We start from the raw sequence: 23,298 nt of genomic DNA on the forward strand, positions 1-23,298 counted from the left end.
CCGCTCAGGGGGTGGGTTCGACCCGCTGGACGACGGGCGCGGGACGCGGCACGGCCGCGCGCGGTGCGACCGGGCGCGGCACGGCGGGACGCGTCGCGGGTGCCGGTGCGGGTGCGGCGGGCTCGCGCACGGGTTCCCCCACCGGCGGCCGGAAGCGGTCGTAGAGGCCGTTCGACGCGGCGTGCAGCAGGTTCACCACCACCACGGCGGGCGCGACGACGGCGATGGCGCCCGGGAACGCCGGTTCCAGCAGCAGCGCCAGGATGATCGCGGTCAACCCGTTCTGCTGCCCCAGCGCGAGCCTCGTCCGGTCGCCGCGCCACCGCGCCGGGACCGTCAGCACGACCGCGACCAGCGCCTGCGCGCCGAACGCCGCCGCGCCGAGCACCACGCCGACCAGGGCCAGGCCCCAAGCGAACTCGCCCGCCAGCACCAGCCCGACGGCGGCGGTCGCGGCGAACATGCCCGCCTCGGCCAGGCCGTCGACCCAGCGCCCGAGGTTCGGCCGGAAGAACAGGCCGAGCAGCGCCAGCGCCAGCAGCAGCGACTGCTGCACCGCCACGAACCCGATCGCGAGCACCGCCACGACCATCACCGCGCGCACCGCGTACCGGACCGCCCGGCGACCGACCTCGGCTGCCTCCACGCGGCGGCGCACGAGCGTCCACAGCATGAACGCGACGCCCGCCAGGGCGAGGTTGAGCACGAGGTCCGCCGCGAACGGGCCGACGCCGCCGACCGCGCCGCCGCGCAGCGCGTACGCCGTGAGGTACACGGTCAGCAGCACGGTAATCGGGTCGTCGAACGACGCCCACGCGGCCAGCAGCGCCTTGGCCGAGTCGGACATCCGCGACTTGGCCCGCACGGCGGCCACCGACAGCGGGTCGATCTGCGCGACCGCCACGGCGAGCACCAGGTGCTCCGGTTGCCGGAACACGAAGTACACCGCGCCGAATATCAACGCGACTTTGGCGAGCACGCCCAGCGTCACCGCGACGACGACCGTGCGGAACTGCCGGCGGAATTCCGCGATGACTATTCCACTGGTGCTCGCGTACAGGCCGAACCCGAGAAGTGCGGTGATGAAGAACGCGTACACCGGTGACCGGTCGACTTCACGGAGTGCGAACGATTCCGCGACGAGCCAGCCCGCACCGAGAGCGGCCAGGAGTGCCGCCGAACGGACCGCGGGCGTCATATCGACACGATAAAGAGGGATCAGGGGGCGTTCAAGGACCGGATGGAGTGAGTTCGACGGCGAGCGCGGACATGCGGTCGTCGGCGCCGCTCAGCCTCGCCTGGTCGAGGGTGACCCCGACCAGGTGCTCGCCGGGGCCGAGCCGGTAGTGGAAGACCCCGCCCATCTCGACGTCGAGCACGAACCGCAGCAGCAGCCCGCCGACGACGGGGCTCACCGCCCGGTTGAGCTTGGTCGTCAGGGTGCCCAGCTCCTGCGCGAACCCGTGGTAGAACCGCCGCCGCGCCTCCACGCCGACCTGGGTGAAGAACGGCGCGAGGGACGGGTCGCCCAGGCAGTCGACCATGGTGCGGACCTCGCCCGCCACGACGTGCGCGACCAGGTGCAGGTCGCGGGCCCGCACCGCCTCCACGCACGCGGTCAGCGGCCCGTTGCCGACGGTGACGTGCGGTTCGGCGTCCTCGTCCTCCTCGGCGAGCGGCGCCACGTCGTCCGCGGTGGCCCAGCCGCCGGGGTTGAGGGAGCCGAGGCTGAGGTCCGCGCGCAGCCGGGTGGCGAGGTCCGCGACGGCGCGGTCGGCCTCGTCCACGGCGGGGTGGCCGAACAGCGGCCCGGCGCCCGCGTGGTCGAGGACCAGGCCGACGACGTGCTCGCCGGGCACGACGGCGTCGCAGAACAGCGCGCCCTCCTCGGTGTGCAGCACGGTGCGGATGAGCCGGCCGGTGCGCACCTCCTGCAACGCCCGGTCCAGGCTCGTGACCTGGAACGCCAGGTGCCTGCCGAGCCGCTTGAGCTCCTCGCGGCGGGTGCCGCCGGGCAGCGCGTCGGGCGCGGGGGCCGGGTCGCCGAGGACGTCGACGCCGAAGTCGAACACGCCGCTGCTGTAGTGCGCGAGGTAGTGCAGCGCCGGGCTGCGGAGGACCGCCGCGCGGCAGGCGTGCCGGGTCGTGTCGAACTCGGGGCCGAGGTGCTCGGCCTCCTCCTCGTACAGCTCCACGCTGCTCCCTCCTGCCGGCCGGGGTGCGCGGGGTGCGCCGGCCTCACGTGTGCGGGACGTCGACATCGCACTCCCGCCAGTCCTGGTCGGTCGGCTGCGCGGCCAGCCGCAGGTTGTGCGCCGCCACGGCGGTGTGCGGGTGGTCCGGCCCGAGGAACTCCAGGCAGTCGGTGTGCGCCTCGGCGACCAGTTCGGCCGCCCGGTCGGCCTCGCCCGCCGAGGCGAGCACGCGGGCCTCGTCGACGGCGGCGGCGAGCGTCCACGGGTGGGTGTCGCCGAGCCGCTCGCGCAGGGTCGCCGCGGCGCCGGCCACGTGCTCGACCGCGCCGGGCGCGTCGCCGGTGGCGCGCAGCGCGAGGCCGAGCCCCAGCTCGCACAGCGCGGTGAACGGGTGGTGCTCGGGCAGCTCGACGTGCCGCCGGAAGCCGTCGAGCGCGGTGCGGGCCAGTTCGACGGCCAGCTCCGGGTCGCCGCCGACGCGGCGGTGGTCGGCGGCGAAGCTCAGCGCGCACCCGAGCGTGTAGGGGTGGTGGGGGCCGAGGACCTCGCGGTAGTCGCGCAGCGCCTTGCCGGTGCGCTCCTTGGCCGCCCTGGCGCGGCCCGCGAGCCGCAGCGCGATGGCGTAGTCCCAGCGCACGCCGACCTGGGTCTGGTTCAGCTCCGGCCGCAGGTTCTGCAACTGCTGCGAGGCGGTGAGCAGGGACTCCAGCGCCTCCGGGTAGCGCCCCAGCTCGCGCTGGTAGACGCCGATCCGGGACAGCGTGGTCCACGTGCGCGCGTCGCCGGGCCCGAACAGCCGCTTGCGCCGCCGGTAGTTGTCCTCCTCCAGGAGCAGCGCGCCGGCCGCGTCGCCGGACAGGAACGTCGAGGTGGCGAGGTTGTTGGCGGCGCGGCGGGTGTCCGGGTGGTCGTCGCCGAGCACGGCGCGCAGGCCGTCCCAGGTGGCCTGGTCCTCGGCCAGCGCCTCGGCGAACAGCCCGAGGCCGCGCAGGTCGCCGCCCCGGCCGCGGGCGGTGATCAGCGGCTGCGGGTGGGTCAGGTCGAGGGCGCGCCGCTGCTGGGCCAGCGCCAGGTCGTCCAGCCGCAGCGCGCGGGTGGGCTCGCCCAGGACGCGGTGCACGTTGGCGAGCTGCGCGGCGAGCCGGTTGCGCAGCGGGTCGGCCGGGCCGAACCGCTCGGTCCACGAGTCGAGCAGCCGGTGGCCGGGTTCCAGGGCGGCCCGCCGCACGCCCGTGCCGCCGTCGGTGTAGAGGAAGCGGACCTGGTTGACGAGCCAGCGGCGCACCTTCGGGTCGGTGCTGTCCAGCGCGCCGGACGGGTAGACGTGCTTCTGGAGCTCGGCGAACCGGGCGGCCCGGGTCGGCGACCGGTCCTCCACCTCGGTCGGCGCCAGGGCGGCCAGCGCGGCGAGCACGTCGGCTTGCCGCGTCGCGCGCTCCTCGGGGTCCATCCGCCCGCGCAGCACCCGCTGCACCACGCGGTGCAGCCGCAGCGAGTACTGGTCGCCCCAGTCGACGCGGAACAGCCCGTACCGCGCGCCGCGCCACAGGACCCGGTCGATCTCGCCCGCGTCCAGCTCCACCGGCTCCGCGTCCACCCCGCCCGCGGCGACCAGCCTGCCGAGGAACGCGGGCGAGCGCACCAGCCCCAGGTCCGCGCCCTCGGGCGAGAGGAACGCGCACAGCTGCGCGACCAGCACCGCGAGCCGACCGGTGGCGCTGTCGCGCAGCGAGCCGACCGCCAGGTCGACCACCCGCGCCACACCGCTCTCGTCGGACCGGTCGAGGTGCTCGAACAGGGTGCGCACGGCCCAGGCGGCGGCGTCGGCGTCCCGCGAGCCCGCGCCCAGCTCGGTCCGCGTGACCTCGCCGAGCCACGACGAGACCAGGTCCAGCGACAGCGGCAGGTGCTCGACGGCGTCGGCGACGCGGTGCGCGTCGGCCGGGACCAGGCCGGGCACCCGGTCCAGCAGCAGCCGCGCGCTGTCGTCGGCGCGCATGGGCACCAGCCCGACCGCCGGGCCGGGCGCGGGGCCCGAGGTGACGAGCACGTGGCCGGTCGCGCCGCCGGGCAGCAGGTCGGCGATCAGGTCGAGGTCGTCGGCGTTGTCGTAGACCAGCAGGAACCGGGCGTAGGCCGGGTCGCCGGCGAGGCGGTCGAGCGCGGCGAGCGTGCCGTAGTCGGTCGACCCGGGCTGGTGCAGCCGGGAGGCCAGGTCGGCGAGGCCGCCCAGCACGGACTGCCGGTCGTGCGCGGCGAACCACCACACCGCCGAGTAGTCCGAGGCGAACCGGTAGGCGTACTCCAGGGCCAGTTCGCTCTTGCCGACGCCCGGCACGCCGTTGACGGTCACCACGACCCGCTCGTCGCCCGCCTCGGTGAACCGGTCGCGCAGCTCCTCCAGGTCCTCGTCGCGCCCGACGAACGCGGGGTGGCGGGGCGGCAGGTCGAACACCGCCGGGACGGCGCCGGGTACCCGCATGACCGCGTCGTGCACGGTGCCGGGCCGGTCGATCAGGCCGAAGTGGCTCAGCAGCAGCGCGCCCAGCGCCTCGGGGGTGTGCTCGTGCACGGACAGCGCGCCGCGGCCGGCCGGTTCGTCCTCGTCCAGCAGCAGCCGCAGTACGGTCAGCGGCCGGTCGGGCAGCGCCACCGGCCCGAGGTGCGACGAGGACAGCACCACCACGCCCGGCGGCACGTCGTCGGCGAACCAGCCCGCCGCGTCCCCGGGCCGGCGCACCTGCGCGCCGGCCCGTTCGAGCTGGCCGCGCACCCAGTCGGCCCAGGGGCGGTCACGGGGCGCGTGCACCAGGACCACCCGGTCGGGCTCGGTGGTCGAGGTCAGGCCGAACACCCGCCGGTAGCGGGCGCGCAGCACCGGCGGCACCGGCGCCACGCCGGTCACCTCGCCGGCGGTCACCGCCGCGGCGAGCCTGCCGTACTGGGTCTCCAGGCCACCGCCGCCGCTGGGCTCCTCGACCAGGATGGCGAGCAGCGGGTCGAACGCGTCGAACGGCCGGTACGGGATCTCCACCGTGCCGCCGTCGGGCACCCGCTTCGCCTGGCCGGCCAGCAGCTCGGCGAACGCGGCGTGGATGGCGGAGCGGATGCGGCGGGCGCGGGACAGCTCGTCCGCGTCGTCGAACAGGGTCGCCACCGGCACCAGGTCGATCCGGATCGGGGCCCGCTTGCGCAGCCGCGCGGCCAGGTCGGCGGCGTCGGCGATGGCGCGCGGGCGGGGCCGGAAGCAGACGGCGGCCAGCTCGCACAGCGTCGCGATCAGGGTCAGCGACTCGTCGCCCGCGCCGGTGGGCGCGTCGATCAGCACCTGGTCGTAGTCGGACTCGATCAGCCGGGCGCGCAGTTCGGCGATCGCGCCCGCGTCGCCGTGCCGCTGCTCGGGCCGCGGGCGGCCCGCCGAGTCGGTCGGCATCGGCGCCACCACGTCGATGCAGCCCGCGGGCTGCTCACCCGCGGGCGGCGCGAACCGCTCCACGCCGGGTAACGGGTCCTCGTCGCGCAGCGGGTCGGCGCGGTAGGCGGCGAGCAGGCCGCGGCCCAGCGCGTCCGGCAGCGCGGTGCGGGCCACCAGGAACGGCTCCAGGTACTCGCGGACCCGCGGCACCTCCGAGCCCCAGTCCACGACCAGGACCTTCTGCCCGGCGGTGGCCAGCACCCAGGCCAGGTTCGCCACCGCGCTCGTGCGCCCGGTGCCGCCGGTCGCCGAGAGGAAGGCGGTGACCCCGGTGTGGGCCGGGGTGGTGCGGGGACTGCTCATCTACTGCTCCACGGGCGGGCGGGAGGAAGACCTGGGGATACCGGTAACGCGGGCGCCGCGCCCGCGGGTCAGCCGCGGTTCACCCGAACGGCCGCGACCGCGGCGCGGGGCGTGCCCGCGACGCGAGGGGTGCTCACGGGGCGGGTCGTGCTCACGGGGCGGGTCGTGCTCACAGGGCGCTCTCGAAGGCCGCGTACCGGTTCGGCAGCTCGGCGTTCTCCGCGAGGATGCGGTGCAGCGCGGCGCGCAGCGCGGTGTCGGGCAGTTCGGCCAACCGCGCGAGGTCGATGCCCGTGACGTCCAGCAGTTCGGACTCCAGAACGGGTTCCCCATCCATTTCCGGCGTACCCCCTCACCGCAGTGCTGCGGGTCCAGCGTCGGCACCGCGGTTCCCATGGTAGTGAACGGCAACGGTGGTCGCCCTGAATCCACCGATTGGCGGAGGCAGGACCGGGCGGCCTGTGTTTGATTGCTCGTGGGGGTGCCGGGAATCGGGGGGTTGATGGCCGCGCTGCCGTTCCGCCAGTTCGTGCTGAAGGTGCACGGGAGGTGCAACCTGGCGTGCGATTACTGCTACGTCTACGAACTGGCCGACCAGAGGTGGCGCGACCGGCCGCGCGCGATGTCGCCCGTCGTCGTCCGGCACGCCGCGGCCCGGGTCGCCGAGCACGTGCGCGCGCACGGCCTGGCGTCGGTGGACGTCGTGCTGCACGGCGGCGAGCCGCTGCTGGCCGGGAGGCGGGCGATCTCCTCGCTGGTCGCGGAGTTCCGCGAGGTCGTGCCCGCCGAGGTGCGGTTCACCGCGCAGACGAACGGGACGCTGCTGGACCGCGCTTTCTGCTCGCTGTTCGCGGACCTGGGCGTGCGCGTCGGGGTGAGCGTGGACGGCTCGCCGGAGGCGCACGACCGGCACCGCGTGCGGCCGGACGGCACGGGCAGCTGGGCCGCGGTGCGGTCGGCGCTGGAACTGCTGCGCGAGTTCCCCGAGGTGTACGCGGGGGTGTTGTGCGTCGTCGACGTGCGCAACGATCCCGTGCGCACCTACGAGTCGCTGATGGCGTTCGCACCGCCCGTGCTCGATTTCCTCCTGCCGCACGGCAACTGGTCCGCGCCGCCTCCCGACCGTGCGCCGGACGCGCCGGGAACGCCTTATGCGAAGTGGTTGTCGACGCTTTTCGACCACTGGTACGAGAAGCCGCGCACGCGGGTCAGGGTGTTCGACGAGCTGCTGGCCGCGCTGCTCGGCGGCGGTTCCGGCGTGGAGGGGATCGGGCTGAGCCCGTCCGGTCAGCTGGTGGTGGAGACGGACGGGACCGTGGAGACGTCCGACATCCTCGCGTCCTCCTCCCCCGACGCCGCCGCGACCGGGCTGCACGTGGCGCGCGACCCGTTCGACGCGGCGCTGGACCTGCCGGACGTGCGGGCCGGGCGCGCGGGGCTGGCCGGGCTGTCCGCGACGTGCCGCCGGTGCCCGGTGGTGCGGGTGTGCGGCGGGGGCCTGCGCGCGCACCGGTACCGGGCGGGGGCGGGCTTCGACCGGCCGTCGGTCTACTGCCCGGACCTGGCCGCGCTGATCGGGCACGTGCGGTCGCGGGTGGCGGCGGACCTGGCGGTGCTGGCATGACGGTCGGGGCCGGCGTGACGGTCGGGGCCGGCGTGACGGTCGCGCCGTTCCGCCTCTCCAGCGCCGACTTCACCGCGCTGGCCAGGGGCGGCGGTGGGGTGGCGGTGCGGGCGTTGCGGCGGGCGCGGCGCAGTCGGACCCTGCTGATGGTCCGCGCCATCGCCGCGCACCCGGACGCGCGGCCCGCCTACGAGCTGCTGCGCGAGGTGGGGCGCGTGGCCCCCGCCGCCGTGGAGCGGGTGCTCGACCACCCCTCCGTGGGCGCGTGGGCGACCCGCACCGCCGTGGCCCTCGACCGCGGCGAACCCGCCGCGCCCGCCGAGCTGGCGTTCGCCGCGGTGGCCGCGGCGGTGCGCGCGGGGCTGCCCGCGGACCTCCCGCTGCCGCCGGCGGACGTGGTGTCGCTGCCGTCGCTGGGCGTGGTGGTCGGGCCGGGGCTGGCGCACGAACCGCTGCCCGTGGTGGGGAGCGGCGCGTTCACCCCCCAGCTCGACCCGTGGGCGGGCGGCGGCGTGCCCGCCGGGCTGACCGCCGACCCCGCGCCCGACGCGGCCCGGTGGCACGACCGCGTGACCGGCGCATGGGAGCTGCTGTCCCGCGACCACCCGGCCCTGGCCGCCGAGGTCGCCGAGGTGGTGACGGTGCTGACGCCCGTGCCGTCCTCGCCGGGCGGGACCAGCAGCGCGACCCCGGCCGACGCGTTCGGCTGCGTGTTCCTGTCCCTGCCCCCGGACGCCGAGACGGCGGCGGTGACCCTGGCGCACGAGGCGCAGCACAGCAAGCTCGGCGCCCTGATGGACCTGTTCCCGCTGGTCGTGCCGGACCGCGACGCCCGGTTCTACGCGCCGTGGCGGGAGGACCCGCGCCCCGCCGTCGGCCTGCTGCACGGCACGTACGCGCACCTGGCCGTGGCCGGGTTCTGGCGGGACCGGCCGGGTGCGGCGGCGCAGGCCGAGTACGCGCGCTGGCGCTCGGCGGCCCTGGTCGGCGCCGAGACGCTGCTGGCCGGCGGCAAGCTGACGCCCACCGGCACCCGGTTCACCGAGGTCGTGGCCGAGGTCCTGCGCGCCTGGGCCGCCGAGCCGCTGCCCGCGCCGGTGCTGGCCGCGGCCCGGGAGGAGGCGCGCAGGCACCGGGCGCGCTGGGAGGCCGCGCACGCAGAGGCCGTGCACGCAGAGGCCGTGCACGCAGAGGCCGTGCACACAACCTGACGACGCGCCGGACGTGATCCACCGAGTTCACCCGTCCGGCGGAGATACTCGCCGCCATGCTCACCGCCGACGGCCACCTGGTGCACTCCCCGTCGGACCTGGTGGACCTGCTGGAGTGCGGGCACCGCAGCACCCTCTCGCACGCCCTGGCCCTCGGCGTGCCCGGCGCGCCCGCCCCCGACCAGCGGCAGGGCCTGCTGGCCGCGCGGCACGGGCTGGCGCACGAGCAGGCCGTGCTGGAGCGGTTCCGCGCGGAGCACGACGTGGTGGAGATCCCGCAGCCCGCGCCGACCCACGCGGCGCTGACCGAGGCCGCGGCGCTGACCGCGCGGGCCCTCGACGCCGGCGCACCCGTCGTCTACCAGGGCGTCTTCTACGCCGACGGCTTCCATGGGCGCGCCGACTTCCTGGTCGCCGGACCGCACGGCTACGAGCCGCACGACGCGAAGCTCGCCCGGCACGCCACGCCGGCCGCCGTCGTGCAGCTCACCGCGTACGCCGACGCCCTGGGCCACCGGGCGGGGCCCTCGATGCACCTGCTGCTCGGCGACGGCACGACCAGAGCGTTCCGGGTCGGCGACTTCCTGCCGCTGGTGCGCGACCTCCGGGACCGGCTGACGGCCCGCCTGGCGCGACCGGCCGCGCTGCCCGCCCGCCTGTGGGACGACGAGCGCCCGGCGTGCGCGACGTGCCGCTTCGCCCGGCACTGCGCCACCGGCCGCGAGCGGGCGCGCGACCTGTCGCTGGTCGCGGGCATCCGCTCCGACCAGCGGCGCAAGCTCGTCGCGGCGGGCCTGGGCACGATCGACGCGCTGGCCAACGCCACCCGGCTGGAGAAGCCGGCCACGATGTCGGCCGCCACGTTCGCCGGCCTGCGCGCGCAGGCCGCGTTGCAGGTCATCCAGGACGACTCGCGCACCGAGGACGACCCGGTCGGCAAGGTCGCCTACGAGGTCGTGGCGCCCGAGGCGCTGGCCGCGCTGCCCGAGCCGAGCCCCGGCGACCTGTTCTTCGACATGGAGGGCGACCCGTTCGCGCTCGACGGCGAGGGCCTGGAGTACCTGTTCGGCGTGGTCGACGCGGACGCCGCGTTCACCCCGTTCTGGGCGCACACCCGGCCGCAGGAGAAGCGGGCGTTCGAGCGGTTCGTCGACCACGCGACCGCCGTCCTGGAGGCGCACCCCGGCGCGCACGTCTACCACTACGCGCCCTACGAGGTGAACGCCCTCAAGAGGCTCGCCGCCCTGCACGGCACCCGTGAGGACGCCGTCGACCACCTGCTGCGCTCGGGCGCGCTGGTGGACCTGTACTCGGTGGTGCGCAAGGCGCTGCGGGTGTCGCAGCGGTCGTACTCGATCAAGTACCTGGAGCCGCTCTACATGCCCGGCGCCCGCACGGGCGAGGTGAAGAACGCGGTGTCCAGCATCGAGGCGTACGAGGAGTTCCTGTCCCTGCGCGACGTCGACCCGGCGCGCGCCGAGGACGTCCTGACCGGCATCGCCGACTACAACACCGACGACTGCGTCTCGACTCTGCGGCTGTACCGGTTCCTGCTGGAGGTGCGGGCCGAGGCGGGGATCGAGCCGCACGTGCCCGAGCCGTCGTTCACCCAGGAGGTCGAGGACGAGATCGCGGCCCAGCGCCGCGCCGAGCGCGCCGAGCGGCTGGCCGCCGTGGTGGACCCGCTGATCGAGGGGCTGCCGGACAACCCGGCCGACTTCACCGACGACGAGCGGGCCCGCGCGCTGCTGGCCGCCGCCGTCGGCTACCACCGCCGCGAGACCAACCCGGCGTGGTGGGACTTCTTCCGGCAGCTCGCCGCGCCCCTGCCGGAGCTGGAGGCCGACACCTCGTGCGCCGTGGGGACGAGCGTGCGCGCCGAGGACTGGGCGATGCCGTCGGGGCGGGTGCGCAAGGCGAAGCGCCAGGTCACGGTGGCCTGCGACCCGGACCGGCCGCACCCGTTCGCGGCCGGCGACCAGGTGCGCCTGCTCTACCCCGGCACGCCCAACACGACCCGCGACGCCGTGGTGGTGGCCGAGTCGGCCGAGGACGTCGTGCTGCTGGAGAGCGCCGGGCCGGACTCGGTCGACGGCGCGGTGCCGGTGGCCGTGCTGCCGGGCAGCCCGGTCCGCCCGACCCCGAAGGACGAGGCGGTCCACGACCTGGCCGCCGCGGTCGTGGACGGGCTGCCCGAGCTGCCGCCGCACCCCGGGATCGACCTGGTCCGCCGCACCCCGCCGCGCCTGCGCACGGGCGCGCTGCCCCGCTCCGACGACCTGATCGCGGACGTGATCGCCGCCGTGGACGCCCTCGACGGCTCGACGCTGGCCGTGCAGGGGCCGCCGGGCGCGGGCAAGACGTACCTGGCGGGACGGCTGATCGCCCACCTGATCCGCGGCGGGCGCAGCGTCGGCGTGACGTCGACCAGCCACAAGGCGGTGGAGAACGTGCTGTCCGCGGCCCTGGCCGCCGGGCGCGAGCTGGGCGTGCCGATCCCGACCGCGAAGCGGGCCAAGGGCGCGCCGGCCCGCGACTGCGCCTGGGAGCAGCCGCGCGACAACCCGGCGCTGGTGCGCTGGCGCGACGACCAGGGCGGCGGCCACCTCGTCGGCGGCACGTCGTGGACCTTCGCGAACGCGGCGCTGCGCGAGCAGCCGTTCGACGTGCTGATCGTCGACGAGGCGGGCCAGTTCGCGCTGGCCGACGCGCTGGCCGTGTCCACGTGCGCGCGCAACCTCGTGCTGCTCGGCGACCCGCAGCAGCTGCCCCAGGTCGTGCAGGGGACGCACCCGGCGGGCGCGGAGGCGTCCGCGCTCGGCCACCTGATCGGCGACGCCGACGTGGTGCCGCCGTCGCTGGGCTACTTCCTGGACCAGACGCGCCGGATGCACCCGGCGGTGTGCGAGCCGGTGTCGAACCTGTCGTACGCCGGTCTGCTGCGCGCGCACGAGAGCACGGCGTCGCGCGGCATCGCCGGTGTGGACAGCGGTGTGTACCTCCACTCGGTGCGGCACTCGAACAACACCACCGGTTCGGTGGAGGAGGCCGCCGCGGTCGTGGACGTGGTGCGCTCGCTCATGGGTCGCATGTGGACGGACGGTGCGGGCGCGCGCGCCCTCGACGACTCCGACGTGCTGGTGGTGGCCCCGTACAACCTCCAGGTCCGGTTGGTGCGGCGCGAGCTGGAGAAGCACGGCTACGAGCACGTCCGGGTGGGCACCGTGGACCGCTTCCAGGGCCAGGAGGCGCCGGTGGTGATCACCACGATGACCTCCTCCGCCGCCGTGGACCTGCCGCGCGGGCTGGACTTCCTGCTGTCGCGCAACCGGTTGAACGTGGCCCTGTCGCGCGCGCAGGCCGTCGCCGTGGTGATCTGCTCGCCGAGGCTGGTGGAGGCCGACATCCGCGACGTGGACCAACTCCGCCTGGTGTCGGGCATGGTGGGCCTCATGTCCGAGGCCCACCCCTGGGTGCCGCCCGCGTAGGTCGGTCAGGACTTCGGCAGTCCCACCGGGTTGATCTCGGACTTCTCGACCGCCTCGTCCGCCAGCCCCCACCGGTCGAGGACCTCGGCGTACTTGCCGGATGCGATCAGGTGGTCGAGGGCCTCCGCCACCGGTTCCACGAGGCCGCTGCCCTTCTTCGTCGTCACGGCGATCTTGCCGACCACCTCGCCGCCGCCGGAGAAGGTGCCGATCACCTCGGTCTTGCCGGAGGTCGCCACGTGGTACGCCGACGTGGGGTTCGGGCCCAGGTAGGCGTCGATGCGGCCGGACTCCAGGGCCAGGTAGTAGTCGGCCGAGTTCTGGAAGTACTTGATGTCGGTCGCCGGCAGCCCCTTGGCCTGGTTGGCGTTGCTCCAGTCGACCAGGATCTTCTCCTGGTTGGTGCCGGAGGTGACGGCGATGACCTTGCCCGCCACGTCCTCCGGCCCCGCGACCTTCCACGTCCCGCCCTTCTTCGCCTCGAACGCGAGGGTGTCCAGGCGGTACGTGGCGAAGTCGTACTTCTCCTTGCGCGCCTCGGTGACGGTGATGTTGGAGATGCCCAGCGGGTACTGGCCGCTGTCCAGGCCGACGAACAGGTTCTCCCAGGACGAGACCTCCAGCCGGGCCTCCAGGCCGAGGACGCCGGCGATGAGCACCGCGATGTCGGTCTCCACGCCGATGGGTGTCTTGTCGTCGGTGGCGTAGAAGCGCAGCGGCGGGGCGGTGCCGGCCGAGCCGCCGACGACGAGCCGGCCGCCCGAGCGGAACTCCTCGGGCACCTTGGCCGCGATGGCGTCGACCTTCGCGGCGGTGACCCGGTTCTGCTCGGGGCTCAGGTTGATCACCCGGCCACCGGACACGACCTGGTCCTCCGCGGCGGCGCCGTCGGCGTCCGAGCACGCCGCCAGGGACAGGGCGGCGACGGCCACCAGGGCGATGGTCTTCTTGAGGGACAACGGGATCACTCCTCGGAACGCGGTGGGCTCAGAGCACGGTGGACAGGAACGCGCGGGTGCGCGGGTGGGCGGGTGCGTCGAGGACCTCGGCGGGCGGGCCCTGCTCGACGACGACGCCGCGGTCCAGGAAGACCACGGTGTCGGCGACCTCGCGGGCGAAGCCGACCTCGTGGGTGACGACGACCATGGTGGTGCCGGTGCGCGCGAGGTCCTTGACGACGTCGAGGACCTCGCCGACCAGCTCCGGGTCGAGCGCGGACGTCGGTTCGTCGAACAGCAGCACCTTCGGCTCCAGCGCGAGCGCCCGCGCGATGGCCACGCGCTGCTGCTGACCGCCGGACAGGTGCCTCGGGTAGGCGGCCTCCTTGTCCGCGAGGCCGACCCGCGCCAGCAGCCGGCGCGCCCTCTCGCGCACCTCGGCCACCGGTTCCCGCAGCGCCGACACGGGCGCCTCGACGACGTTCTCCAGCACGGTCAGGTGCGGGAACAGGTTGAAGTTCTGGAACACGAAGCCGATGTGCGTGCGCTGCCTGAGCACGTCGCGCTCCCGCAGCTCGTGCAGCTTGTTCCCGCGCCGCCGGTAGCCGATGGGGTCGCCGTCGACGCTCACCAGGCCGCGGTCGACCTTCTCCAGGTGGTTGATCGCGCGCAGCAGCGTCGACTTGCCCGACCCGGACGGCCCGAGCACCACGACGACCTCGCCGGCCCGGACCTCCAGGTCCACGCCGCGCAGCACGTGGTTGTCGCCGAAGCTCTTGTGGACGCCCCGCAGCTCGACCATCACCTCGCCCACTTCCACCCCTCCTCGTGCCTGGTCGCGCCCTTGGCGTAGTGCTTCTCGACGTAGTGCTGGACGATGGACAGCACGGTGGTCAGCGCGATGTACCAGGCGGTGGCGACCATGAGCAGGGCGACGACGCGGGCGTTGCGGCCGTAGATGACCTGCACCTGGTAGAACAGCTCGCCGATGGCCACCACGGACACCACCGAGGTGCCCTTGAACAGGCTGATCACCTCGTTGGTCGCGTTCGGCAGGATCGACCGCATGGCCTGCGGCAGGATGATCCGGCGGAACTGGCGCGCCCGGGGGATGCCCAGCGCGGCGGCGGCCTCCAGCTGGCCGTGGTCGACCGAGATGACGCCGGAGCGGACGATCTCCGCCGCGTAGGCCGCCTGGTGCAGCGCGAGCCCCAGCACGGCCGCGCCCATGGGGCTGATCAGGTCCTTCGTGTCGACCCCGAAGAACGTCGGCCCGAACGGGACGCCGAAGCGCAGCTCCTCGTACAGGTAGGAGATGTTGAACCAGAACAGCAGCTGCACGATGAGCGGCACGGACCGGAACACCCAGGTGTAGGTCCAGCTCACCGCCTCCAGGAACCGGCTGCGGGACAGCCTCATGAGGGCCAGCGCGATGCCGAGGGCGAACCCGATCGCGGTGCCGTAGAGGGTGAGCTCCAGGGTCACCACGACCGCGTCGAGGATGGACTTCGCGGTGACGAACCGGGCGAACGTGGCCCAGTCCCAACCGGGGTTGGTGACCAGGCCGTGCACGAACTGGGCGGCGAGGACGAGCACGACGGCGATGCCGACCCAGCGCCACGGGTGACGGGCCGGGACGATCACCGGCGGTGGGGGGTCGGTGTCGGCTGCGCGCGGGCGCGGACGTGCGGACACGCTCATGGTGGGTTCCTTCGGGGAGGGTGAGCCGCTCGCGCCGGGTGCGCCTCCCGGACGGCGATCGGTTTGTGCGGCGGCAGGAAAGTAGCCACTTCGCCGACGCCCGAACAAGGAAGCCCACCTGCTGAGCCGCGGCGACGGGTGGTTGACAAAACCGCCCCGTCACCCGAACCGACCAGCGGTCGAGGTGAACGCGGGACGGCCGCCGTCCGTACAGGGGTGTGCGCCCCCCTGCACACCCTCGCCGCGTCACACCCCCGCCGCGCCGTCCACAGGAGCAGCCATGCAGTTCGCACGGGCCGTCCGGGCACCCCTGGGCGTCGCGGCGGTCGTCGCCGCGTGCCTGCTCACCGCCGCGCCGGCCGGGGCGCACACCCCGGCGGTCAAGGCGGGCTGCATCGACGGCCGGGCGGTGCTCACCGTCGGGCTGGGCGGCTACGACGGCCGGCGCGCCAACACCGTCGAGGTGGTCGACAACGACCGGTCCATCGAGGACTCGGAGTTCCGCGAGGCGTTCCGGAGGTCCTTCAGCCGGACCGGGCGGACGCCGCACGCGTTCCGGGTGACGGTCCGGGCGTGGGACGACCCGCGCTGGTCGAGGGGGTGGTCGTTCACCCGGGAGCACCGGGTCCCGGTGTGCGCGCCACCGCCCCCTCCCCCGGCCGGCACCGGGGCGGCGGTGGCCCCCGAGCCGCCACCCGCGCCGGCGCCCGCACCGCCACCGCCGACGCCCGCGTCGACCACAGTGGAGACGACCACGACGACCACCACCACGCCCGTCTTCACCTGGCCCACCACCAGGCCGGAAGCGGTCGTGGTGCCCGCTTCGGCGGAGAGCGGCCCGCCGGTCACCCGCGCGGACGTGGTCCTCCCCCTCGCGCTCGGCGCCCTGCTGCTGCTCGGCGGCCCGGCGGTGCTGATCGTCCTCAGGCGACGGCTCAGAAACCGCCCACAAGGGATTCGAAGACGGTCGATATAAACGTTCAGTAGTTACCAATACCCCAGTCGGGTCGTTATCTGTCCCCGTATAGGGTGACCGCGTTCTCCTCAGCCCTCCCCTCAGGAGCAATCAATGCAGCTCGCCAGAGTCGGCGCTGTCCTCGGTGTCGCCGCGGCCGTCGTCACGACCGCCCTCCTCACCGCCCTGCCGGCGTCGGCCCACAACAAGAAGTTCAGCGCGGAGTGCGTGGACGGCCAGTCCGTCCTCCACGTCGACCTGACCCAGTACGCGGCGAAGACCGACAGCAAGACGAACTACCTCAAGATCACGGTCGACGGGCAGCACTTCAAGACCGTCGAGTTCGGCGTGCAGCTCAAGGAGAAGTACACCGTCGCCAAGGGCGACGCGAAGCACACGATCCTCGCCGAGGTCGACGCGTACGACGGCAACAAGGGCACCCAGTACGACTACAAGACCGACCCGGTGCTGGTGACCGAGGCGTGCGTCGAGCAGGTGCCGACGACCACCACCACGACCACCACCACGACGACCACCACGACCACCGAGGTCCTCCCCACGACGACCACCACGGTCGAGACCACGCCGGAGACCACCACGGCGACCACGACCGAGGCCGCGCCGACCACCACGACCACCACGGTCGCGGTCGTGCCGGTGGCCGACGAGGACGAGCTGGCCAGCACGGGCGCGAGCGTCTTCGTGCCGCTGACCATCGGCGTCGTGCTGCTCGGCGGTGGCGCCGGCCTGCTGTTCTTCCTGCGCCGGCGCGCGGCGAACAGCTGAACGACCTGATCGGCGGCTGAAGCACCGGAGCCCCGGTCACCCCTTCCGCGGGGGGTGACCGGGGCTCCGTCGTCCGGGAGCCCCGGACGACGGCGGACCAACGGGACGGATCGGCGGGACGGGCTAGCGGGACGGGCTAGCGGGACGGGCGCAGCCAGGCGGCGGTGTCGGTGGGCAGCAGGCCCCCGTCCGCCAGGGGACCGCTGGTGAGCAGCACGCCGTCGTGCTCGGGCAGTGCGACCGGCCCGGCGGACAGGTTGAGCACGCACGCGAAGTCGTCGCCGCGGCGGAACGCGACCACGTCCGGCCCCAGGTCCAGCCACTCCATCGGGCCGTCGCCCAGGGCGTCCAGCTCGCGCCGCAGCCCCAGCACCGCGCGGTAGTGCGCCAGCATCGAGCCGGGGTCGCCGGTCTGCGCGGCCACCGACAGCGACCCCCAGCGCTCCGGCCTCGGCAGCCACGACGGGCCCCCGTCGCCCCACGGGATCGGCACGCGGCAGCCGTCGCGGCCCCGGTCGGTGTGGCCGGAGCGCACCCACACCGGGTCCTCGCGCAGCTCGTCGGGCAGGTCGTCGACCTCCTCCAGCCCCAGCTCCTCGCCCTGGTAGACGTACACGCAGCCGGGCAGCGAGGTGGTCAGCATGATCGCCGCCCGCGCCCGCCTCGTGCCCAGCTCCAGGTCCGTCGGGGTGAGGTGCTGGCGGCGGCCGAAGTCGAACGACGAGTCCTCGCGGCCCATCCGCGACACGTGCCGCGTCACGTCGTGGTTGGACAGCACCCAGGTGGGCGGCGCGCCGACCGGGGCGTGCGCGGCGAGCGTGGCGTCGATGACCCGGCGCAGCTCCCCCGGCTCCCACGGGCAGCACAGGAAGTCGAAGTTGAACGCCGAGTGCAGCTCGTCGGGCCGCAGGTAGAGGGCGAACCGCTCGGGGTCGGGCAGCCACATCTCGCCGACGAACACCCGCTCGTCGGGGTACTCGTCGAGCACCCGGCGCCACGAGCGGTAGATCTCGTGCACGCCGTCCTGGTCGGAGTACGGCGTCTCGGCGTTCGGCCGGGAGAAGTCCTTGACCAGGCCGTCGGCGACGTCGATGCGGAACCCGTCGACGCCCCGGTCCAGCCAGAACCGCAGGATCGACTCGAACTCGGCCCGCACCTCCGGGTTGGTCCAGTTCAGGTCGGGCTGCTCGGCCGCGTAGAGGTGCAGGTACCAGCTCCCGCCGTCCGGCGTGCGGCTCCACGCGGGACCGCCGAAGCGGGACTGCCAGTCGTTGGGCGGCTCGTCGCCGTCGTGGAACCAGAACCGGTCACGGCCCGTGCCCCCCAGCGCCTCCCGGAACCAGGGGTGCTGGTCGGAGCAGTGGTTGGGGACGATGTCGATGATGATCCTGATGCCCACCGCGTGGGCCTCGCCGATCAGCTTCTCCGCCTCCACGAGGGTGCCGAACTGCGGCTCGATGTCGCGGTAGTCGGCGACGTCGTAGCCGCCGTCGGCCAGCGGCGACGGGTACCAGGGGCTGAGCCAGATCGCGTCCACGCCCAGCTCGGCGAGGTAGGGGAGCTTCTGGCGCAGACCCGCGAGGTCCCCGATCCCGTCCCCGTTGCCGTCGGCGAAGCTGCGCGGGTACACCTGGTAGATGGCCGCACCGCGCCACCAGTTCATGTGGGTTTCCTCCCTCGGTGAATGTGCTCAGCCCTTGACGCTGCCCGCGGTGAGACCCGCGAGCACGTGGCGCTGGAACACCAGGAACAGGCCGATCATCGGCACGCTGGAGAGCACGAGGCCCGCCAGCAGCAGGTTGACCGGTGTGTCGGGGGCGAAGCGCTGCAGCGCGACGCTGAGCGTCTGCCGGGCGGGGTCGGAGAACACCAGCAGCGGCCAGATGAAGTCCTTCCACGCGGCCACGACCGCGAAGATGGACACCACCGCCAGGATGGGCCGGGACAGCGGGAGCACGATGCGCCACAGCATGGTCAGCTGCCCCGCGCCGTCGATCCTCGCCGCCTCCAGCACCTCCACCGGGAGCTGGTCGAAGAACCGCTTGAGCAGGAACACGGTGAAGGCGTTGGCCGCGCCCAGCAACCACAGCGCCAGCGGGTTGTTGAGCAGGCCCAGGTCGGCGATCGTCAGGTAGGTCGGGACCAGCAGCACCGACGCGGGCATCATGAGCGTCACCAGCATCGCGCCGAGGATGCCGCCGCCCAGCACGGGCCGCAGCCGCGACAGCGCGTAGGCCGCGGGCACGTCCACGGCCAGCTGCACCGCCCACACGCCGACCGCGACGACGATGGTGTTCCAGAAGTACTTGCCCAGGTCCATCAGGCCCCACGCCTCGGCGTACGTGCCGGGCACCCACGTCTCGGGCAGGACCGTCGGCGGCACGCGGGCCAGCTCGACGGCGGGCTTCATCGCCGAGACCACGACCCAGACCAGCGGCACCACGAAGACGACCGTCAGCACGACGGTGGTGACGACGAGCGCAGCGGTGTAGCCGGCGCGCGACCGCCCCGGCGCGATGAGCGTCCTCACGCGTCCGCCTTCCGCGTCACGCGCAGGTACAGGGCGGTGAACGCGCCGAGCACCAGCAGCAGCAACAGGCTCAGGGCACTCGCGGTGCCGAAGTCGTTGTAGTAGAAGGCGTAGCGGTACAGCAGCAGGAGCACGGTGACCGTGGAGTCCTCCGGTCCGCCGCCGGTCATCACGTACGGCTCGGTGAACACCTGCATGGTCGCCACGACCTGCAGCAGCACCAGGACCAGCAGCACGAACCGGGTCTGCGGCACGGTGACGTGCCACAGCCTGCGCCACACGCCCGCGCCGTCCAGCTCGGCGGCCTCGTACAGGTCGCCGGGGATGCCCTGGAGGGCGGCGAGGTAGATCAGCGTGGCGGTGCCGAGGTTCGCCCAGGTGGACACGAGGACCAGGGACACCATGGACGTGTCGGCGCTGTCCAGCCACGCCGCGCCCTCCAGCCCGAGCCCGCGCAGCGCGGTGTTGAGCAGGCCCGGGCCGGGGTCGTACATCCACTTCCAGATCAGCGCCGCCACGACCGGCGGCAGCATCACCGGCAGGTACACGACCAGGCGGAAGTACGCCTTGAAGTGCCGCAGCTCGTTGAGCACGACCGCGAGCAGGAACGGCACCGCGAAGCCGAACACCAGCGCGAGCGCGGTGAACAGCAGGGTGTTGCGCCACGCCGTGGCGAACAGGGGGTCGGCGAAGAGTCGTTCGAAGTTCTCCCAGCCCACCCAGACGGGGTCGGTGACGAAGTCGACCTGCTGGAAGCCCAGCACGGCCCCGCGCGCGATCGGGTACCAGGAGAACACCGCGAAGCAGATCAGCGCGGCGGACAGGAACCCGTACGCGGTCAGGTTCTCCGCGACGCGGCGGCGCATCACTTGACCTGCGCGAGGACGGGGTTCACCTTGGCCTCCGCGTCCGACAGCAGCTGGGCGATGTCGGCGTCGCGGTCGGTGAGCACGGCCTGCATGACGTTGTCGAGGATCGCGTAGACCTGCTGGGCGTTCGGCGGCTCGATCCGCCCGGCGGGCGTGGCGTCCACGTAGGACTTGAAGTTCGCCACCGGCACGGTCGCCAGCTTCTCCTTCAGCTCGGTCTGCTTGGCCGCGATGTCACCGGTCCAGACGTCGGACACGGGCGGCACGGGCAGGCCGACGGGCTGGCCCTGGTCCTTGTAGCGCTGGAGGTTCTTCTCGAAGCGGTCCGGGTTGAGGAACTTCCAGGAGACCCACTTCAGGCCGGCCTTGATCTTCTCCGGCGACGCCTCGGGGTTGACCATGTAGCCCTCGCCGCCGATCAGCGTGCCCTCGCCGTCGGGGATGCCGGCCAGGCCGTAGTCCGCGTAGTCGCCCTTGAACTGGTTGACCAGGGTGGGCACGTTGTCCGGCGCGGCCAGGTACATGCCGAGCCGGCCGGAGCCCATCATCTGCTGGACGTCCTCGATGACCAGGAGCTGCTTCTCGCCCATGGTGTTGTCGGTCCAGCGCATGTCCTTGAGGTGCTGGAGGACGGCCTTGCCCTTGTCGTCGTTGAAGTCGGCGACCCACTTGTCGCCGTCCTGCTTCGCGATCCGCCCGCCGACCGAGTACATCCGGGCGGTGAAGTGCCAGCCGCCCTGGTTGTTCTTGGAGTACTCGGCGAAGCCGACCTCGTCGCCGCCGAGGGCGGTGATCTTCCTGGCGGCCTCGCGGACCTCGTCCCACGTGGTCGGCGGGCGGTCGGGGTCGAGGCCCGCCCGGCTGAACAGGGCGCGGTTGTAGAGCAGGCCCATCGAGTAGTTCGCGGTGGGGACGCCGTAGACCTTGCCGTCCTTGCCGAACACCTCGCGCAGCTCGGGGCGGATCGCGTCGTAGTGCGGGACGTCCTTGACGTACTCGGTGATGTCGGCGGCCTGGCGGCGGGCGATGAGGTTCGCCGGGTCGGTGAAGTACGCGTAGAACACGTCCTCCAGCTGGCCGCCCGCGAGCTTCGCGGAGAACGTCTTGGGGTCCATGAACCCCTCGCGGGGCTCGATGTCGATGTCGGGGTTGGCGGCCTCGAACTCGGCCACGTCCTCGTCGAAGATCTTGCGTTCGAACGCCTGCGTCTGCGGCGGCTGGCCGTTGACCGTGATCGTGACCTTGCCGCCGGCGGAGGTCTCCCCGCCGCCCGACGAGCACGCGACGGCGGTCAGGCCCAGGCTGCCCGCGAGCAGCAGCCCCGCCGCTCTGCGAAGGCTGGATGAGTTCATGGGGGCGGACCCTCTCCCTCGGGTGTGGTGTGGCGCACACGGTAGGTCCGGCCAACATGTCTCCGCAAGATGTCTACTTAATTTCGCAAAGTCACGACATCATCTCGTAAGCTACGCCCCTGAGCGCAGCACGAAAAGGGCCCGGCTTTCGCCGGGCCCTGGGTTCGGGGCGCTTTCCTAGCGGGGCGCGGGGGCGGTGGAGGAGCGGACCACCAGCTCCGGCTCGAAGAGGAGCTCCTCGTCCGGCCCGGGGGTGCCCGCGATCTGGTTGGCCAGCAGCTCGACGGCCGCGCGGCCCATCGCCTCGATCGGCTGGCGGACCGTGGTCAGCGGCGGTTCGGTGCAGGTCATGAGCGGTGAGTCGTCGTAGCCGACCACGGAGACGTCGCGCGGCACGTTCAGCCCCTGGCGGCGCACCGCGCGCACCGCGCCCAGGGCCAGCGGGTCGGAGGCGCAGAGGACCGCCGTGACGCCGCGGTGGAGCAGCCGGGTCGCCGCGGCCTGCCCGCCCTCCAGGGAGAACATCGCGTGCTCCTCGAACAGCTCCACGCCCGCGGCCTTCGCGCACCCGGTGAGCGCGGTGAGCTTGCGCCGCGACGGCATGTGGTCGGTCGGGCCGAGCACCGCGCCGATCCGCGTGTGCCCGAGCGCGACCAGGTGCCCGAACGCCTGCTCGACGGCCACCGCGTCGTCGCACGACACGCGCGGGAAGCCCAGGTCCTCTATGGCGGCGTTGACCAGCACGGCGGGCAGCCTGCGCCGCGTCATCTGGCGGTAGTGCTCGTGCGAGGCGTCGGCCTGCGCGTACTGGCCGCCCGCGAACACCACGCCCGAGACGTGCTGCTCGAACAGCAGCTCCAGGTAGTCCGCCTCGGTCACGCCGCCCGCGGTGCGGGTGCACAGCACCGGCGTGAAGCCGCGCTGCGCCAGGGCGTTGCCGACCACGTCGGCGAACGCGGGGAAGATCGGGTTCTGGAGCTCCGGCAGCACGAGGCCGACCAGGCGGGCCCGTTCGCCGCGGAGCTGGGTGGGTCGTTCGTAGCCGAGCACGTCAAGGGCGGTCAGCACCGCGGACCGCGTCGCGTCGGACACGCCGGGCTTGCCGTTGAGCACGCGACTGACCGTCGCCTCGCTCACGCCGACCTTCGCGGCCACTTCGGCCAACCGCCGTTGCGTCATGGAGCAACTATACGGCAGGATTTACGCCTTACTTGCGCTGGTTTGCATTCGTTTGCGAGTTCGATGGCCGCCCCCAGCACCGCGCCCGCGGGCACGACCCGGTCCACGAGGCCGGTGCGCAACGCCTCGGCGGCGGTCACCCGGCGCGCCACCAGCACCCGGCCGGCGCCCACCCGGCCGGCGCCCACCCGGCCGGCGCTCACCAGATCGCCACCCACCCCGTCGCCGCCCGCCGGGCCACCGCCCATCGGGCCACCGCCCGCCGGGTCGCCGCCCGCCGGGGCGCCGCCCATCGGGTCGCCGCTCGCCCAGTAGCCGCTCACCCGGCCGAACCCGCCGTCCGAGGCCAGCACGCGGTGGTCGCACGCCATCGCGAGGTCGGCCGCCTCGCCGAGCGCGCTGCCGTCGATGGCCGCCACGACCGGCGGGGGCAGCCGGGCGACCGCCTCGCACAGCGCGCGCAGGGAGGAGGAGAGCGCCTCGCGCTCCGCCGCCGAGCTGCGCACGAGCCGCCGGAGGTCGGGCGCGCGCAGCCGGCACCCGACGAACAGCACCACCGCCCGCGCGGTGACGACCGCGGGCACCAGGGCGCGCAGGTGGGGCAGCGCGGTGTCCAGCGGGTCACGCGACCGGACCACCGCGATCCCGTCGGAGAACTCCAGTGAGACGCCCATCGGTGGCCAATCGTGCCG

18 protein-coding genes are annotated in these 23,298 nt (G+C 73.8%); 5 read left to right on the plus strand and 13 right to left on the minus strand.

Features of this window, described 5'->3' with window-relative positions:
* Window positions 1–4: 4 nt before the first annotated feature.
* The 4 genes from ACRAKJ_RS32230 to fxsA form a co-directional block, all read right to left on the minus strand.
* Window positions 5–1,198: a hypothetical protein gene (locus ACRAKJ_RS32230; RefSeq protein ID WP_438921943.1), complete on the minus strand. Its 1,194-nt coding sequence runs from the start codon at window positions 1,196–1,198 to the stop codon at window positions 5–7.
* Between the two features lie 31 nt (window positions 1,199–1,229).
* A complete protein-coding gene (locus tag ACRAKJ_RS32235; RefSeq protein ID WP_438921944.1) occupies window positions 1,230–2,195 on the minus strand; it encodes a hypothetical protein in 966 nt (321 codons plus the stop codon).
* 43 nt (window positions 2,196–2,238) lie between these two features.
* Window positions 2,239–5,973 carry an FxSxx-COOH system tetratricopeptide repeat protein gene (gene fxsT, locus ACRAKJ_RS32240; protein ID WP_438921945.1) on the minus strand — a complete coding sequence of 1,245 codons (3,735 nt, stop codon included), beginning with the start codon at window positions 5,971–5,973 and terminating at the stop codon, window positions 2,239–2,241.
* Window positions 5,974–6,142: 169 nt separating this feature from the next.
* On the minus strand, window positions 6,143–6,310 hold the full coding sequence (gene fxsA / locus ACRAKJ_RS32245) for an FxSxx-COOH cyclophane-containing RiPP peptide (RefSeq protein WP_438921946.1): 168 nt from the start codon (window positions 6,308–6,310) through the stop codon (window positions 6,143–6,145).
* 165 nt (window positions 6,311–6,475) lie between these two features.
* On the opposite strand from fxsA, the gene ACRAKJ_RS32250 reads away from it, so the two are divergent.
* The 3 genes from ACRAKJ_RS32250 to ACRAKJ_RS32260 all read left to right on the plus strand — a co-directional run bounded on the left by ACRAKJ_RS32250 (window position 6,476) and on the right by ACRAKJ_RS32260 (window position 12,296).
* On the plus strand, window positions 6,476–7,597 hold the full coding sequence (locus ACRAKJ_RS32250) for an FxsB family cyclophane-forming radical SAM/SPASM peptide maturase (protein ID WP_438921947.1): 1,122 nt from the start codon (window positions 6,476–6,478) through the stop codon (window positions 7,595–7,597).
* Window positions 7,594–8,808 (plus strand): aKG-HExxH-type peptide beta-hydroxylase, encoded by a 1,215-nt coding sequence (locus ACRAKJ_RS32255; RefSeq protein WP_438921948.1) that lies wholly within the window; start codon window positions 7,594–7,596, stop codon window positions 8,806–8,808. The genes ACRAKJ_RS32250 and ACRAKJ_RS32255 overlap by 4 nt, the downstream gene beginning before the upstream one ends.
* 80 nt (window positions 8,809–8,888) lie before the next feature.
* A complete protein-coding gene (locus ACRAKJ_RS32260) occupies window positions 8,889–12,296 on the plus strand; it encodes a TM0106 family RecB-like putative nuclease (RefSeq protein WP_438921955.1) in 3,408 nt (1,135 codons plus the stop codon).
* Window positions 12,297–12,301: 5 nt separating this feature from the next.
* On the opposite strand, the gene ACRAKJ_RS32265 is transcribed toward ACRAKJ_RS32260, so the two are convergent.
* From ACRAKJ_RS32265 to ACRAKJ_RS32275, 3 genes are read right to left on the minus strand one after another with little or no spacing between them, the layout of a single operon-like run.
* Window positions 12,302–13,255, minus strand: coding sequence for an ABC transporter substrate-binding protein (locus ACRAKJ_RS32265; RefSeq protein WP_438921949.1), 954 nt, complete (start codon window positions 13,253–13,255; stop codon window positions 12,302–12,304).
* A gap of 28 nt (window positions 13,256–13,283) precedes the next feature.
* Window positions 13,284–14,036: an ATP-binding cassette domain-containing protein gene (locus ACRAKJ_RS32270; protein ID WP_438921956.1), complete on the minus strand. Its 753-nt coding sequence runs from the start codon at window positions 14,034–14,036 to the stop codon at window positions 13,284–13,286.
* Window positions 14,036–14,935 carry an ABC transporter permease subunit gene (locus ACRAKJ_RS32275; protein WP_438921950.1) on the minus strand — a complete coding sequence of 300 codons (900 nt, stop codon included), beginning with the start codon at window positions 14,933–14,935 and terminating at the stop codon, window positions 14,036–14,038. Before ACRAKJ_RS32275 ends, ACRAKJ_RS32270 begins: the two co-directional genes overlap by 1 nt.
* Window positions 14,936–15,215: 280 nt before the next feature.
* On the opposite strand from ACRAKJ_RS32275, the gene ACRAKJ_RS32280 reads away from it, so the two are divergent.
* Both ACRAKJ_RS32280 and ACRAKJ_RS32285 read left to right on the plus strand, forming a co-directional pair.
* Window positions 15,216–15,911, plus strand: coding sequence for a hypothetical protein (locus ACRAKJ_RS32280; RefSeq protein ID WP_438921951.1), 696 nt, complete (start codon window positions 15,216–15,218; stop codon window positions 15,909–15,911).
* Window positions 15,912–16,004: 93 nt separating this feature from the next.
* A complete protein-coding gene (locus ACRAKJ_RS32285) occupies window positions 16,005–16,676 on the plus strand; it encodes an LPXTG cell wall anchor domain-containing protein (RefSeq protein ID WP_438921952.1) in 672 nt (223 codons plus the stop codon).
* A 136-nt stretch (window positions 16,677–16,812) separates the two neighbouring features.
* On the opposite strand, the gene ACRAKJ_RS32290 is transcribed toward ACRAKJ_RS32285, so the two are convergent.
* The 6 genes from ACRAKJ_RS32290 to ACRAKJ_RS32315 all read right to left on the minus strand — a co-directional run bounded on the left by ACRAKJ_RS32290 (window position 16,813) and on the right by ACRAKJ_RS32315 (window position 23,280).
* Window positions 16,813–18,339 (minus strand): alpha-amylase family glycosyl hydrolase, encoded by a 1,527-nt coding sequence (locus ACRAKJ_RS32290; protein ID WP_438926227.1) that lies wholly within the window; start codon window positions 18,337–18,339, stop codon window positions 16,813–16,815.
* 27 nt (window positions 18,340–18,366) lie between these two features.
* Window positions 18,367–19,206, minus strand: a complete 840-nt coding sequence (locus ACRAKJ_RS32295; RefSeq protein WP_438926228.1) for an ABC transporter permease subunit — start codon at window positions 19,204–19,206, stop codon at window positions 18,367–18,369.
* Window positions 19,203–20,072: an ABC transporter permease subunit gene (locus ACRAKJ_RS32300; RefSeq protein ID WP_438926229.1), complete on the minus strand. Its 870-nt coding sequence runs from the start codon at window positions 20,070–20,072 to the stop codon at window positions 19,203–19,205. Before ACRAKJ_RS32300 ends, ACRAKJ_RS32295 begins: the two co-directional genes overlap by 4 nt.
* The gene (locus tag ACRAKJ_RS32305) at window positions 20,072–21,427 is read right to left on the minus strand and encodes an extracellular solute-binding protein (RefSeq protein ID WP_438926230.1); all 1,356 of its coding nucleotides are present in this window, start codon (window positions 21,425–21,427) and stop codon (window positions 20,072–20,074) included. The genes ACRAKJ_RS32300 and ACRAKJ_RS32305 overlap by 1 nt, the downstream gene beginning before the upstream one ends.
* A gap of 177 nt (window positions 21,428–21,604) precedes the next feature.
* Complete coding sequence (locus tag ACRAKJ_RS32310) at window positions 21,605–22,606, minus strand: substrate-binding domain-containing protein (RefSeq protein ID WP_438926231.1); 1,002 nt, start codon at window positions 22,604–22,606, stop codon at window positions 21,605–21,607.
* Window positions 22,603–23,280, minus strand: coding sequence for an enoyl-CoA hydratase-related protein (locus ACRAKJ_RS32315; protein WP_438926232.1), 678 nt, complete (start codon window positions 23,278–23,280; stop codon window positions 22,603–22,605). The genes ACRAKJ_RS32310 and ACRAKJ_RS32315 overlap by 4 nt, the downstream gene beginning before the upstream one ends.
* Window positions 23,281–23,298 lie beyond the last annotated feature (18 nt).

The sequence above is a fragment of the Saccharothrix sp. DSM 118769 genome, from assembly GCF_052936295.1.